9 protein-coding genes and 1 pseudogene are annotated in these 14,718 nt (G+C 66.4%); 7 read left to right on the top strand and 3 right to left on the bottom strand.

The window, feature by feature from the left end; translation table 11 throughout:
• Positions 1 to 85 precede the first annotated feature (85 nt).
• Entirely contained in the window at positions 86 to 2,803 is a 2,718-nt protein-coding gene (acnA, locus tag ACIQFX_RS27285) for an aconitate hydratase AcnA (protein WP_402468470.1), read from the bottom strand.
• A 336-nt stretch (positions 2,804 to 3,139) separates the two neighbouring features.
• Here acnA and ACIQFX_RS27280 point away from each other — a divergent pair, with 336 nt between their 5' ends.
• From ACIQFX_RS27280 to ACIQFX_RS27260, 5 genes and pseudogenes are all read left to right on the top strand, one after another.
• The gene (locus ACIQFX_RS27280) at positions 3,140 to 3,496 is read left to right on the top strand and encodes a VOC family protein (protein WP_402468468.1); all 357 of its coding nucleotides are present in this window, start codon (positions 3,140 to 3,142) and stop codon (positions 3,494 to 3,496) included.
• A gap of 51 nt (positions 3,497 to 3,547) precedes the next feature.
• Positions 3,548 to 5,074 (top strand): helix-turn-helix domain-containing protein, encoded by a 1,527-nt coding sequence (locus ACIQFX_RS27275; protein ID WP_402468465.1) that lies wholly within the window; start codon positions 3,548 to 3,550, stop codon positions 5,072 to 5,074.
• Between the two features lie 185 nt (positions 5,075 to 5,259).
• Positions 5,260 to 5,832, top strand: coding sequence for a S1 RNA-binding domain-containing protein (locus tag ACIQFX_RS27270; protein WP_402468462.1), 573 nt, complete (start codon positions 5,260 to 5,262; stop codon positions 5,830 to 5,832).
• 31 nt (positions 5,833 to 5,863) lie between these two features.
• Positions 5,864 to 6,370 carry an IS5 family transposase gene (locus ACIQFX_RS27265; protein ID WP_402468459.1) on the top strand — a complete coding sequence of 169 codons (507 nt, stop codon included), beginning with the start codon at positions 5,864 to 5,866 and terminating at the stop codon, positions 6,368 to 6,370.
• Between the two features lie 360 nt (positions 6,371 to 6,730).
• Positions 6,731 to 7,999 (top strand): annotated as a pseudogene (locus ACIQFX_RS27260) (IS701 family transposase).
• Between the two features lie 59 nt (positions 8,000 to 8,058).
• On the opposite strand, the gene ACIQFX_RS27255 reads toward ACIQFX_RS27260, so the two are convergent.
• Both ACIQFX_RS27255 and ACIQFX_RS27250 read right to left on the bottom strand, forming a co-directional pair.
• On the bottom strand, positions 8,059 to 9,549 hold the full coding sequence (locus ACIQFX_RS27255) for an FG-GAP-like repeat-containing protein (protein WP_402468456.1): 1,491 nt from the start codon (positions 9,547 to 9,549) through the stop codon (positions 8,059 to 8,061).
• 157 nt (positions 9,550 to 9,706) lie between these two features.
• The gene (locus ACIQFX_RS27250) at positions 9,707 to 10,243 is read right to left on the bottom strand and encodes a hypothetical protein (protein WP_402468454.1); all 537 of its coding nucleotides are present in this window, start codon (positions 10,241 to 10,243) and stop codon (positions 9,707 to 9,709) included.
• A 415-nt stretch (positions 10,244 to 10,658) separates the two neighbouring features.
• Here ACIQFX_RS27250 and ACIQFX_RS27245 point away from each other — a divergent pair, with 415 nt between their 5' ends.
• A complete protein-coding gene (locus tag ACIQFX_RS27245) occupies positions 10,659 to 14,210 on the top strand; it encodes an ALF repeat-containing protein (RefSeq protein ID WP_402468451.1) in 3,552 nt (1,183 codons plus the stop codon).
• Between the two features lie 8 nt (positions 14,211 to 14,218).
• Positions 14,219 to 14,623 (top strand): hypothetical protein, encoded by a 405-nt coding sequence (locus tag ACIQFX_RS27240; RefSeq protein ID WP_402468447.1) that lies wholly within the window; start codon positions 14,219 to 14,221, stop codon positions 14,621 to 14,623.
• Positions 14,624 to 14,718: the final 95 nt, after the last annotated feature.

Below are 14,718 nucleotides of genomic sequence, written 5' to 3'. Positions count from 1 at the left end.
GTGGCGCGGTCGCGGGAAAAGCCGAACGGGCCCCGCTCCTCTTCCGAGGAGCGGGGCCCGCTTCGTGCTACCGGGTCCTGGGGCGTCAGCCGCGGATCAGGTTGCGGAGCACATACTGCATGATGCCGCCGTTGCGGTAGTAGTCCGCCTCGCCGGGGGTGTCGATGCGGACGACCGCGTCGAACTCGACACCGGTGTCGGTGGTGACCTTGACCGTGCTGGGCGTGGTGCCCTCGTTCAGCTCGGTGACGCCGGCGATGGAGAAGGTCTCCTCACCGGTCAGGCCGAGCGAGTCGGCCGACTGGCCGGCCGGGAACTGGAGCGGGAGGACGCCCATGCCGATGAGGTTCGAGCGGTGGATGCGCTCGTACGACTCGGTGATGACGGCCTTGACGCCGAGGAGCGCGGTGCCCTTGGCGGCCCAGTCGCGGGACGAGCCGGAGCCGTACTCCTTGCCGCCCAGGATGACCAGCGGGGTGCCGGCGGCCTGGTAGTTCTGCGAGGCGTCGTAGATGAACGACACCGGCGCGTCGGCCTGGGTGAAGTCGCGGGTGAAGCCGCCCTCGGTGCCCGGCGCGATCTGGTTGCGCAGGCGGATGTTGGCGAAGGTGCCGCGGATCATGACCTCGTGGTTGCCTCGGCGCGAGCCGTAGGAGTTGAAGTCACGACGCTCCACACCGTGCTCGGTGAGGTACTTGCCGGCCGGGGTGTCGGCCTTGATGGCGCCGGCCGGGGAGATGTGGTCGGTGGTGACCGAGTCGCCCAGCTTCGCCAGGACGCGGGCGCCGACGATGTCGGTGACCGGGGTGGTCTCCATCGTCATGCCCTCGAAGTACGGGGGCTTGCGGACGTAGGTGGACTCGTTGTCCCACTCGAAGGTGTTGCCGGTCGGGATGGACAGCGCCTGCCACTGGGCGTCGCCCGCGAAGACGTCCTTGTAGGACTTGTTGAACATGTCCTCGCCGATGGCGTTGGCGACGACGTCGTTGACCTCGGCCTCCGTCGGCCAGATGTCGGCCAGGTAGACGGGCTTGCCGTCCTGGTCGACGCCGAGGGCGTCCTTGGTGATGTCCACCTTCATGGAGCCCGCGATGGCGTACGCGACGACCAGCGGCGGGGAGGCCAGGTAGTTCATCTTGACGTCGGGGTTGATGCGGCCCTCGAAGTTGCGGTTGCCCGAGAGGACCGAGGTCACGGCGAGGTCGTGCTCGTTGATCGCCTTGGAGACCTCCTCCGGCAGCGGGCCGGAGTTGCCGATGCAGGTGGTGCAGCCGTAGCCGACGAGGTTGAAGCCGACCTTGTCGAGGTACGGGGTGAGGCCCGCCTTGTCGAAGTAGTCGGTGACGACCTTCGAGCCCGGGGCGAGGGTGGTCTTGACCCACGGCTTGCGGGTCAGGCCCTTCTCGGTGGCCTTCTTCGCGACGAGCGCGGCGGCGACCATCACGTACGGGTTCGACGTGTTGGTGCAGGAGGTGATCGCGGCGACGGTGACGGCGCCGTGGTCGATCTCGTAGGTGGAGCCGTCGGGGGCGGTGACGGTGACCGGCTTCGACGGGGCGCCGTTGGGGTGGTTCGCCGGGGCGTCGGACGCCGGGAAGGACTCCTTGCCCGCCTCGTCGACCTCGTCCACGTAGTTGCGGACGTCCAGCGCGAACTGCTGGGCGGCGTTCGCGAGGACGATGCGGTCCTGCGGGCGCTTCGGGCCGGCGATGGAGGGGACGACCGTGGAGAGGTCGAGCTCCAGCTTCTCCGAGAAGTCGGGCTCGGCGGCCGGGTCGAGCCAGAGGCCCTGCTCCTTGGCGTACGCCTCGACGAGCGCGACCTGCTGCGCGGAGCGGCCGGTCAGCTTGAGGTAGTTCAGGGTCTCGCCGTCGATCGGGAAGACCGCGGCGGTGGAGCCGAACTCCGGCGACATGTTGCCGATGGTGGCGCGGTTCGCGAGGGAGGTGGCGGCGACGCCCTCACCGTAGAACTCGACGAACTTGCCGACGACGCCGTGCTTGCGCAGCATCTCGGTGATCGTGAGGACCAGGTCGGTGGCGGTGGTGCCGGCCGGGAGCTCGCCGGTCAGCTTGAAGCCGACGACGCGCGGGATGAGCATGGAGACCGGCTGGCCGAGCATCGCGGCCTCGGCCTCGATGCCGCCGACGCCCCAGCCCAGCACGCCCAGGCCGTTGACCATGGTGGTGTGCGAGTCGGTGCCGACGAGGGTGTCGGGGTACGCCTGGCCGTTGCGGACCATGACCGTGCGGGCCAGGTGCTCGATGTTCACCTGGTGGACGATGCCGGTGCCCGGCGGGACGACCTTGAAGTCGTCGAACGCGGTCTGGCCCCAGCGCAGGAACTGGTAGCGCTCCTTGTTGCGGCCGTACTCCAGCTCGACGTTCTGCGCGAAGGCGTCGTTGGTGCCGAACTTGTCGGCGATGACGGAGTGGTCGATGACCATCTCGGCCGGGGAGAGCGGGTTGATCTTCGCCGGGTCGCCGCCGAGCGCCGCGACGGCCTCGCGCATGGTGGCGAGGTCGACGACACAGGGGACACCGGTGAAGTCCTGCATGATCACGCGCGCCGGCGTGAACTGGATCTCCTGGCTCGGCTGGGCCTGGGAGTCCCAGTTGCCGAGGGCCCGGATGTGGTCGGCGGTGATGTTCGCGCCGTCCTCGGTGCGGAGCAGGTTCTCCAGGAGGACCTTCAGGCTGTAAGGGAGGCGCGCGGAGCCCTCGACCTTGTCCAGCTTGAAGATCTCGTACGACTCGTCGCCCACGCTCAGCGTGCTGCGGGCGTCGAAGCTGTTCGCCGACACGACAGTCTCCTTCATATATGTGCGCGTTCCACCACATCCTGCCGCCACGTACACGTCGTCGATCCGCTAAGGTAAGGCTAAGTTAGGTAACCCTTACCGGGGTCGTGGCAGCGGTGCGCCTCGGCAGATATCTCGATGTCGAGATAACTCTAGTACATCACCGCCGCGCGGTCATGCCTGGCATGCCCCGGATCCGCTACGGACTTCCCGCCGGGCCACCCCGTACAGCCGCGGCCTGCGCGCCGGCCACCCCGTACGGCCGCGGTCCGATCGCCGACCACCCCGTACGGCCGCGGTCCGATTGCCGGGCCGGACCGGGCGGCCGACGATCGGAGCATGTTCAGTGGCGCGCACGTGATCCTCTACAGCCGGGACGCCGAGGCGGACCGCGCCTTCCTCAGGGACGCGCTCGGCTTCGAGCACGTGGACGCCGGGCGGGGCTGGCTCATCTTCAAGCTGCCGCCCGCCGAGATCGCGGTGCACCCGACGACGGGCGAGCCGCGGCAGGAGGTGTACCTCATGTGCGACAACCTGGCGCAGACCCTGACGACCCTGGACGAACAGGGCGTGGAGATCTCACGGGCCGTCAGCGACGAGGGCTGGGGCCTGCTCGCCGCCGTCCGACTGCCGAGCGGCACCGAACTCCCCCTGTACGAACCGCGCCACCCCACCGCTCACGGCGATTCACCCTGACGGCCCACCCCGATGACAAGTCACATCTCATATCTGAGATAACGTGACGCCATGGCAGACGACTACCTCGTACGCATCGGCAAGCTCATCCGTGACGCCCGTCAGCACCGCGGCTGGACACAGACGCAGCTCGCCGAAGCACTGGCCACAAGCCAGAGCGCCGTCAACCGGATCGAGCGCGGCAACCAGAACATCAGCCTTGAGATGATCGCCCGGATCGGCGAGGCCCTCGACAGCGAGATCGTGTCCCTGGGCTACGCGGGCCCCATGCACCTCCGCGTCGTCGGCCGGCGCCGGCTCTCCGGTGCCATCGATGTCAAGACCAGCAAGAACGCCTGCGTCGCGCTGCTCTGCGCCTCGCTCCTCAACAAGGGCCGCACCGTCCTGCGCCGCGTCGCCCGCATCGAGGAGGTCTTCCGGCTCCTGGAGGTCCTCAACTCCATCGGCGTCCGCACCCGCTGGGTCAACGACGGCGTCGACCTGGAGATCGTGCCGCCCGCCGAGCTGGACATGGAGTCCATCGACGCCGAGGCCGCGATCCGCACCCGCTCGATCATCATGTTCCTCGGCCCGCTGCTGCACCGCATGGACCGCTTCAAGCTGCCGTACGCCGGCGGCTGCGACCTCGGCACCCGCACGATCGAGCCGCACATGATCGCGCTGCGCCGCTTCGGCCTCGACGTCACGGCCACCGAGGGCATCTACCACGCCCAGGTCGAGCGCATCGCCCCCGACCGCCCGATCGTGCTGACCGAGCGCGGGGACACGGTCACCGAGAACGCGCTGCTCGCGGCAGCCCGCCACGACGGCGTGACCGTCATCCGCAACGCCTCCTCCAACTACATGGTCCAGGACCTCTGCTTCTTCCTGGAGGCCCTCGGCGTCCGGGTCGACGGCATCGGCACCACCACCCTGACCGTGCACGGCATCCCCCAGATCGACGTCGACGTCGACTACTCCCCCTCCGAGGACCCGGTCGAGGCGATGAGCCTGGTGGCCGCGGCCGTGGTCACCGAATCGGAACTGACCATCCGCCGCGTCCCCATCGAGTTCATGGAGATCGAGCTCGCCGTCCTGGAGGAGATGGGCCTCGACCACGACCGGTCCCCCGAGTACGCCGCCGACAACGGCCGCACCCGCCTGGTCGACCTCACGGTCCGCCCCTCCAAGCTGGAGGCGCCGATCGACAAGATCCACCCCATGCCCTTCCCGGGCCTCAACATCGACAACGTCCCCTTCTTCGCGGCCATCGCCGCCACCGCCCAGGGCAAGACCCTCATCCACGACTGGGTCTACGACAACCGCGCCATCTACCTCACCGACCTCAACCGCCTCGGCGGCCGCCTCCAACTCCTCGACCCCCACCGCGTCCTCGTCGAGGGCCCCACCCGCTGGCGCGCCGCCGAGATGATGTGCCCCCCGGCCCTCCGCCCGGCGGTGGTCGTCCTCCTCGCGATGATGGCGGCCGAGGGCACGTCGGTCCTCCGGAACGTGTACGTCATCAACCGCGGCTACGAGGACCTCGCCGAGCGCCTCAACTCGATCGGCGCGCAGATCGAGATCTTCCGGGACATTTGACAGACCGTCAGGCAGTCGCTGATACAGCTATCCTGACCTGCGACAATGCGCAACGGCGGGAGGGGTGGCGTGCCTCGTGGGACTTCTCTGGGACTTTGTACCCGAGTCGGAACTACGGGGGTCTGCAGTTCGGCAGCCCGTCGAGGGCATAGTCGACACACGAGGTCGTGTGCCAGGGTGGCGGTATGGATTGGCAGTCTGAGAGCCCGGAACTCTGGGCGTTCCTGGAGTCCCTACACTGCGGCGACGTCCTGTCCGGCACCGTCGCGGCGATCGAGCGGTTCGGGGTCTTCGTAGCCCTGGACGACGGACCTGCCCATCCCACCCTGCCCGGTGTCGGGTTCATCGCCATCCCCGAACTGTCCTGGCGGCACATCGACGCTCCGACCGATGTCGTTCAGGTGGGTCAGCGAGTCTCGTGCGAGTTCCTCCAGTTCGACACCCACAACGCAGAGGCCAGACTGTCCTTGAAGGCGCTGGAGCCCGACCTCCTGCAGGCCTTCGCCGACCGTACGCCGGTGGGCCAGGAGCTTCGCGGGACGGTGGAGAAGACGGTTCCCATCGGCGTCTTCGTCTACCTCGGGGACGGGATCGTCGGGCCGATTCCCTCCAAGGAGCTCTACGGTCGGCCCACGGTGAGTCCGGCGGAAGACTTCGAGGCCGGACAGAAGATTGCCGTCATCGTCACGGAAATCGAAGTGCCGGCCCGCCGGGCCTTTCTTTCCAGGCCGAAGGGGCCCGGCGTGCAGGTGTCGTGACGCCCGGCGTGCCCCAGCCGTTGTTGTGAGCATGGGGCGGGGTGATCTGAGTGATGCCAAGTGGGAACGGCTGCGGCCGTTCCTGCCTGTTAGCAACCGGCGTTGTGGCCGGTGGCGTGATCATCGGCAGGTGATCGACGGGATTCTGCACCGGGTGCGGACCGGTGTTCAGTGGCGTGACCTGCTCGAGCGGTTCGGCCCGTGGAAGACCGTTTATGAACGCCACCGGCTGTGGTCGACCGACGGCACGTGGGAGCGACTGCTTCAGCAGGTCCAGGCCGCGGCCGATGCAGCGGGTGAGATCGACTGGGACATCTCGGTCGATTCCACCATCGTCCGCGCCCATCAGCATGCGGCCGGCGCCCGCACCGACCCGCCGCCGGGCCCTGCATCAAAGGGGGCCGAACCGGTGGAACACCAGGGCCAAAGCCCGTGGCAGAGCCTGCTCGCGCGGCGGGTTCACCACCAAGCTCCACCTGAGCGCGGACAGCCGCTGCCGTCCGCTGTCCCTGATCGTCATCGCAGGCCAGCGGGCTGACTGCACCCAGTTCAAGCCCGTCCTGGAGAAGATCCGCGTGCCACGGCCCGGGCCAGGCAGGCGGGCCTTGCCCCAAGGCCCGTCCAGCGTGGAGACACCATACTCAGAAACTCCACCGGCACGAGCCGGACCGTAACCAGCCCCGGACCAGGCCCGGAGGCGCTTCACCGAACCCCAGCGGCAAAGTGGATCACTGTGCTAGTACTCCAGTCTGGTTTCGCGATCTTGTCGCGGACCCGGCTGGGAACGGGTGCGGCCACCGCGTGATCATCGGTTGGTGTGTGGACAAACGAAGATCGTGCGGTGGCCGCGGGCCATAGCGTAGACCCTGCCCGCTGGCGGGAGATGTTCGACCAGGTCATGGCCCGGATCGCGGGCCGCTTCGGTCGAGTTGAACCGAGGGCGAGTGCCCGCGCCTATCTGCTCGGGCTGCTGTCGCCTGTCGAGCGGAAGAACTGCTGGCAGCTGGCCGAACATGCCGGCCTGGCCCGGCCGGGGCCGATGCAGCGGCTGCTGCGCTACGCCCGCTGGGACGCCGACGCCGTCCGCGACGACATCCGCGCCTACGCCGTCGAACACCTCCACGGCGACGGCGGCGTCCTCATCGTGGACGAGACCGGCTTCGTGAAGAAGGGCCGGGCTTCGGCGGGAGTGCAACGGCAGTACACCGGCACCGCCGGACGCATCGAGAACTCCCAGGTCGGCGTCTTCCTCGCCTACGCCACCAGCCAGGGGCGGGCGTTGATCGACCGCCGGCTCTACCTGCCCGAGCACTCCTGGTGCACCGATCCCGAGCGCCGCCAGGCGGCCGGGATACCCGACGAGGTGCCGTTCACGACCAAGCCCCGCCTGGCCGGGGAGATGATCGCCGCCGCGCTGGACGCCGGGGTGGAGGCGCCGTGGGTGACCGGCGACGAAGCCTACGGCCAGGACCCGCAGCTGCGCGCCGCCCTGGAAGCACGCGGGACCGGCTACGTGATGGCCGTCGCCTGCTCAACGCGTGTACGGATCAACCACGGCCGCACCCCCGTCCGCGCGGACGCCGTCGCCGACGGCCTGCCCACCCTCGCCTGGCAGCGGCAGAGCGCGGGAAGCGGTGCGAAGGGCCCGCGCTACTACGACTGGGCCTGGATTCACATCGGCACCGGCGAACATCGCCACCTGCTGATCCGCCGCAATCGCACCACCGGCGAACTCGCCTTCTACCTGTGCTGGTCGCCCACCACGATCACCCTGGCCGAGCTGGTCCGCGTCGCCGGCGTCCGCTGAAGCGTCGAGGAGTGCTTCCAGGCCGCCAAAGGCCAGGTCGGACTCGACCACTACCAGGTCCGCAACTGGACGGCCTGGCACCGGCACATCACGCTCGCCATGCTCGCTCTGGCCTTCCTGACCGCCCTCGCCGCCGACGCGGCACCGCAGCGGTCCACCGGCCCGCACCACCCAGCTCGCAACAGCGAACCGATCTCCTTGACCGTCCCCGAGATCCGACACCTGCTGACCGCCGTCTTCGGCCCGCCAGCCGTGACCGCTGCCAGGCTGCTGCACTGGTCAATCTGGCGCAGACGCCACCAGGCAAGAGCCCGACAAAGCCACTACCAACGACGGTCCGCCAACGAACCCACCGGATAGATCGCGAAACCAGACTGGAGTACTAGCCCAGGCTGCACCGCAACTGTTGTCAGGCTGGCTCAGGTGAGCTGGAGGAAGGTTCCCCAGGTGTTGGTTCCGCCGAGTAGTGCTGCGCTGGCGGAGGCGATCTGGCCGTCGCCGAGGCCCTTGTACTTGTGCATGGTGCCGTTGCTCCAGATGGCCATGACGTCGGCGATGCGGTCGCCGTCTACGTCGGTGCCGGCCATGAGCTTGACGGTGTCCCAGGTGTCGGCGCCGGTAGTGACGCGCTTGAAGCCGGCGAGCTGGCCGTTGCCGAGGCCCTTGTAGAAGTTGAGGGTTCCGTCGTTCCACACGGTCAGGATGTCGGCGAGGCCGTCTCGGTCGAAGTCGCCGGACACCATCTGGAGGGTGGTGCCCCAGGTGGCGCCGCCAGTGGTGACGGTGATGCCTGAGGCGAGCTGGCCGTTGCCGAGGCCGGGGTAGAGGTGGGCGGTGCCGTCGGTCCAGACGGCCATGATGTCGGCGTTGCCGTCACCGGTGAAGTCACCTGAGGTCAGCTGTTTGATCGTGCCCCACGTGGCGCCGCCCATGGTGACGGCCTTGTGGGCGAGGGTGCTGCCGTTCCCGTCGCCGGGGTAGACGTGCATGGTGCCGTCGGTCCAGACGGCCATGATGTCGGCGTTGCCGTCGTTGGTGAAGTCGCCCTTGGCCAGGTGCTTGGTGGTCTTCCAGGTGGTGGTGCCCGGCTGGGTGTACTGCGTACCCGACAGGCCAGCCACCTTGTCACCGGCATAAATGTGGGCGGACCCGTCGCCCCAGATACCGGCGATGTCACCGAGTCCGTCGCCGTTGAAGTCGTCCTGGACACGGAACGCCGTCTCCGCGATCCAGGGAGCAATGTCGTCGACTCGGGTGTCGACCGCGCCTGTACGGACCTCCGCGGGGTCGGCGCCAAGGCAGCCGCCCTGCCAGGAACGAGCGTTGACGGCGACGAGTTCGGGGGTGCCGTCGACCGTTCGCACTGCCGGACCGCCGCCATCACCCTGACAGACCGTCGCAGTGTCGGAGCCGTTGAGGCTCAGCGACGCGCCTGCGGTGGAGGCAACAGTGAAGGTGCCAGTGTGGAGCTTGCTCGGCACCCACTCGGTCTTGGTCCGCCCGAACCCGGCCTTTGTCAGCTGCTCACCATCAGCGGCAGGGGTGGTGGCGATGCGCACGGGCGCGATGATCGGGTCGAGGACCTTGCGGGTGAGCTTGACCATCACCAGGTCACGGTTGAGGTGCGGGACGAGGTCGATGGCCGGCTGGACACTGCCGCCGGTCTGCTTCAGGTCAGTGCGGCCGACAGTGACGATGGTGGCGATGCTGGGGGCGCCAGTGGTGGGTATGCCTGCTGCGGTGAAGCAGCTGGCTGCGGTCATAACCCACTGCGGGTCGACAAGGGCACCCGTGCAGGCTGTCTTGTCACCAATGTTGATCTTCGCGACGAAGTTGAACTGTGTGGAGGCGTCGGCACCAGTCAGGGCACTGGCCGGTGAGCTCGTGAGGAGCGTGGAGAGTGTGGCCATGGCGCTGATGGTCCACACCAGGCGTGAACGCTTTGAGGGCATGGGTGTTCCTTGAGGGTGGAGAAGTGGGTGCCTGCCATGCCCTGGCTTGGGCGACGGTGAGGGCAGGACCTTGGAGCAGAGGTACTCAGAGCGGGCAAAGGTTGAGGCCTGCGCCTCAGCCCGTGACGCGGATTTCAACCACGACGGAGCGTGCTCCGGCAGTTCCAGAGGAAATGTCTCCTTCACCAACGCTAAGGAAGCCCTCCTTGGGCACTTCGACCGTGGTCTTTTGTTCACCCGCAGTCAGATCCGCAGAGAAGGACGGACCGGTCGACTCAAGGGCGATTACGCGTGGCAGGTCCATGGTGACGTAGCCAGAGGCGGCATTGACCTCAAAGCAGTAGTCCGCTTTGCGGTTCACGTTTGGGTCGGCGACGGTGTGAATTTTGATTTGGTCCGCCGTGTAGTTGCAGGCGGCGAGAACGATATGACCGTCACCCTTCTTGAGGGAAATTCCCTCCTGGGCGAGAATCCTTGCAGCTTCGGGATAAGCGAACTCCTCGACTGCGAGTGGCGGAGTCTCTTCCGTCGAAGTAGTGGCTGGCGCGGACATAGTCGCTGGTGTAGCAACGGCGAGCGTCGCTACGCCGATTATGGACGCGACTGTCCCGACGAGGCCGACGAGGACTCGCCGACGAACGCGGTATGCCATTAAAGGGCCCTTCCGGACAGCGTAAGGCGACGCCAAGTCCGAAACTGCGTTCCCCCCCGAGAACCACGCCCCCCGTCACGCTGTTCTGGCAGATGAACAGAATGCAGAAACATCCTAACCCGGCATCTGCGAGATGCCGGTGTGTCGTAAATCACTGTCCAGTTTGTTCCTCTTTGGATGCCCTGCCTTCAAGCTCCTCATGGGCATTACATACCGAAATGACCTCCATGTTCATCCTTCTTTGAGGCTGGATTGACCCCTAGGCCCGGAAGGGATGGCGAGGTGCGTAGGATCACGCGGAATTCCAATTGAGGCAGCTCTTTAGGGTTGCCGGTGAAGAGATGAGTGGCTGGTGAATCTAACAACCCGGAGGCGTCACAGCCCGGGCATAGCCCTGCGTGCACTGAGAACTTCGGTGCTGGGGCTGCTGACGACGGCGCTGACGCTGGGTTTGCTCGGAGCAGCACCCACCCTGGCTGATCAGAGTCCGGAAGAAGCGGTGCAGTTCGCAGCCTTGGCAGACGCGACCCCGACCGACCGCGGTCGGGTTGTCGACTACTGGAAGGCTGGCGGTACTGAAGTGAAGGCGGCCGCCGAGGCGGCACTGACCGGCAGCGATGCCGACGTACAGGCCTTCCTCGCCGCTGCGGACTTCCTGATGCAGCAGGACAACCGCCTTGCCACTGTGCAGTTGGCCAGCGTGGGCGGCTCAGAACTGATAGCTGCCTCGCGCGCGGCCTTCTCGGCAAGCGCAGAGGACCGGGAAGCGTTCCTCAGCTGGGGCTGGGAAGCTCCGATGAAGCAAGACCAGCGCGTTGAGGTTGCGCAGATCATCAGCACTGGCCGACCCATCGTCCAGGAGACTGGCCGGGCCGCGTTCAACGGAACCTCTGAGGACATCAGTGCATTTCTCAACAAGGGGCAGCACTTCGCGCGTGAGCAGGACGACCGCGTCCAGGTCGTCCAGGTCATCAGCGTGGGAGGCAGCAATGTGAGGGCAGCGGGCCGTCTCGCACTGAACGGCACACCGGCTGACCGCAGAGAGTTCCTGGAAGTCGGTCAGTTCGTCGCCCGCAACAAGGACGAGGAACACGCCACGGTCGCCGAACTCGCGCTTCAGGCGAAGGAAGCAGGCAGGCAGGCCGCGAAGGAAACTGAAGCGGCCAAGGCGCGGTCGAAGGAAGCCATCGATTCGTCCGTGCTTGCCAAGGAGGCCGCCCTGAAAGCGCAGGCCGAGGCCGAGGACGCCAAGGACAAGACTAAGGAGGCTGCTGACGCCGCCGGCCGGGCTGCCGAGGCGGCTTCCCAGGCGGCCAAGGCGGCACAGAAGGCGATGGACGCAGCAAACGCGGCGACCAACTCGGCACGCATCGCCGCGAACGCCGCCTCGCAGGCCGCAGCCGCAGCCGCAGCCGCCTCGCAGGCAGCGGCCCGCGCCCAGGCCGCTGCCGCTGATGCCGCTGTGGACGCAAGCGACGCCGCCGCCGCACGTACCGCTGCCGAGAATGCCCGCACTATCGCCAAAGACGCCAACCTCGCCGCGGACGCCGCGGACCAGGCATCCAAGGCCGCGACCGCCGCTGGCGACGCCGCAGCCTCCGCTGCCAGCGCTGGGGCCAACGCCACACTCGCAGCCAACGCCGCGATCGAGGCGAGCAACTACGCCGGAAGCTCCAGCGCCGCCGCCGTAAAGGCGCGCGCCGCGGCCGCCGCGACTAAGCGCCATGCCGATGAGGCCATTCGCGCCGCCGCCGCCGCCGAGAAGCTGTCCCGCGACGCCGCGACCGCGGCAGGACAAGCCCGGGACGCGGCACGATCGGCAGCCACCCATGCCATCAACGCAGCGGCCGCCGCGGAAGATGCCGCCGACCATGCGGGCGATGCCGCTACAGCCGCTACCAAGTCCACAACTCACGCAACCGCCGCAACCGAAGCCGCCAACACCGCAACTGCGGCGGTGCTTCAGGCTCAGAAGATTTTTGAACTCGCCCGGAAGGTCGAGGAAGAGGAGCTGCTGGGGCGTACCAACGCCGGCATCGAGCTCGCTCGTGACCAGAAGGAAGGAGACGTCGCCCGCACGGCTAAGGCGGCAGAGGTCGAGCAGGCGGCTAAGGACCGCGAGGTCGAGCGTGACCGCCTTGTAGCGAAGATCGCCGAACCCGGAACCGACCTTGCGATCGTCGCTGCTGATGGCCGCAAGCTGGCTGTTCAGGTGATGCTGAACGGAACGGCCTGGGGACGTGCCGCAGCCGAAGCCGCCTTGGTCGGCCCCGACGAGGTCGTCCTCGACTACTTGAAGAACGGCTGGAAGACCGCCAAGGAGCAAGACGACCGCTCCTACGTCGAGCGCCTCGCCGAGGAGAGCGAAACCCCGGAAATACGCAGTGCGGCTGAGACCGCCCTCAGCGGCGACGCCGCCGCTGTCACTGCCTTCGTCAACGAAGGCCAGTACCAGGTGGCAGCCCAGCCCATGCGTGTCGCCATCGCGCAGGTCATCTCCCAGGGCGGTCCCGTCCTGACAGATGAGGGCAGAGCGGCACTCAACAGCGGCGACCCGAAGAAGTACAGCGAATTCCTGACCAATACCCAGTTCACCGCTCGCACACAGGACGAACGCGTGCGAGCCGCACAACTCATCTCCGCCGGAACACCTGAAGTCAAGTCCGCGGCGAGAGCCGCCTTCGAAGGATCCCCCCAGGTCCTGCACGCCTTCATCGTCTCTGGCCAGTACACGGCGGCGCGCAAGGACCACCTCACCGCCACCCACGTCGCCCAGGTCCGAAAGCTGATCGCTGACGCGGCTAAGATCGCGGCCGAGGCCCAGAAGAACGCCGCGCTGGCCCAGAAGGTTGCCGCAGAGGCACGCAAGGCGGCCACAGACGCCAACAACTGGTGGCTGAAGGCCCAGGACGCCGCTAAGGACGCCCTGACCCACGCTGCGGAGGCGGATCAGTACGCCAAGGACGCCGAAGCATCAGCCGCCAGCGCCGCCGCCTCCGCAGCGACCGCACGTGACGCGGCGAACGTAGCCACAAGCGCAGCCGAGGACGCGGCCTTGTCCGCAGCAGACGCCACCCTGTCCTCCGAGATGGCGCAGGTATCCGCATCCATCGCGTGGACAGCCGCAGAGCAGGCACGCCAGTCCTACATCGCCGCTGGCGAAGATTCCCAGGCAGCGCTCGACGCAGCGACCGAAACGTTCAAGATATCGGTCACGAAGTACCGGGAAGAGGAAGAAAAGCGACGTAAAGCCGCCCTTGAGGAAAAACAGAAAGCGATGCAGGATCCCGGCTATATCGCACGCAAGCAATATCGCTGCGGACAAGCCATTGTGCCTTGCGACCCTCAAGAATTTACGCGCTGGTGTCAGCATGAATGGGTTGCCTGTGAACTGTACTCATACGCCGATGAGGTTGGCGCGGCCCTGACCACGGGCGGCAACTTCCTGCTGGATCTCACCGGATTCGGCAACCTTGAAGCCTGCCTCGACAACAAGGACTTTGAAAGCTGCTGGGAACTCGGCGCAAATGCCCTCGTCGGAGCAAAATTCAAGGCGCTTGAAAATGCTTTTGACAAACTGAAGGCACTCAAGCGCATCTGCTCAACCTCTGGACCATCGTCGGGCATGAGTACGATGACGCTCGCCTCGGCCAGTGACGTTCCCTGTCTTTCTCACAACGTTCCCGGGATCCCTCGAGCCATCGAGGAGATCAGGGACTCCGGCGGCTGCGATGTGTGCGCTCGCCGTATCCGTGACAGTCTGGGGGGTGGTCGAATAGTCACCATCAGGCCAATCGATGAGATGATTCTCCCCAAGTACCACGGGGTGGATGCTGGCTGGTTCTTTCACGTCGTTGTCGTATACGAGGGTAGAGTCTACGATGCGTGGACGCCACGGGGAGGAGAGTTGATTGCCGATTACAAGTCCAGATGGTCGCGACTCGGAATTATCGACTTCGGATTCTAAGAGGAACAGTGAAGGACGAGGATCTAATTTCCCGAATCCGCGAACATCCCGGCGGCTTCGGACTCAATGGCACCTATCACTCAACGGCAATGTTCATTGCGGGATATGATCTTGCGCGTTCAGGTGGGATGCTGAGGGGATTTCACGAATGGCTTTCTGTTCGCGACGGTGAGCTATCCAGTCAACATTGGATAAGAAGGATTCTTTCTGAGGCGATCCCAGACTTCCGCTTCCAAGGATTCGAGCAGCTCCGACTGACCCAGGAGCAAGATCAGAGATCTGTGGAACATCTCCTCTCGTCTGTTCTCGAATTCCTCGCTGTGCGCGATGATCGCCGAGAGCTCCCGAAAATGTACGCCGCGTACCACTCTCTGATGTCCTCAGTGTATGACTATGAGGAAGAGCGCGAATAGGAAAATACTTGGGGCGTCGCCGTCTGGTGGCGCCCCTGCTGCCGTTTGATGACTTGGTATCGGTGGCGGTTCCCTGAGCCTTTTCCAACCTCACG

Origin of the sequence: Streptomyces sp. NPDC093089 (assembly GCF_044754405.1) — a bacterium.
Taxonomy (GTDB): Bacteria; Actinomycetota; Actinomycetes; order Streptomycetales; family Streptomycetaceae; genus Streptomyces.
The sequence above is the reverse complement of the archived record's forward strand: the minus strand, read 5'-3'. Positions and strand labels throughout refer to the sequence as shown.

Coding starts and splice junctions, on each gene's coding strand:
- ACIQFX_RS27280 (WP_402468468.1), top strand. CDS start 3,140: ATGTTCAGTGGCGCGCACGTGATCCTCTACAGCCGGGACGCCGAGGCG.
- ACIQFX_RS27275 (WP_402468465.1), top strand. CDS start 3,548: ATGGCAGACGACTACCTCGTACGCATCGGCAAGCTCATCCGTGACGCC.
- ACIQFX_RS27270 (WP_402468462.1), top strand. CDS start 5,260: ATGGATTGGCAGTCTGAGAGCCCGGAACTCTGGGCGTTCCTGGAGTCC.
- ACIQFX_RS27265 (WP_402468459.1), top strand. CDS start 5,864: ATGGGGCGGGGTGATCTGAGTGATGCCAAGTGGGAACGGCTGCGGCCG.
- ACIQFX_RS27255 (WP_402468456.1), bottom strand. CDS start 9,549: ATGGCCACACTCTCCACGCTCCTCACGAGCTCACCGGCCAGTGCCCTG.
- ACIQFX_RS27250 (WP_402468454.1), bottom strand. CDS start 10,243: ATGGCATACCGCGTTCGTCGGCGAGTCCTCGTCGGCCTCGTCGGGACA.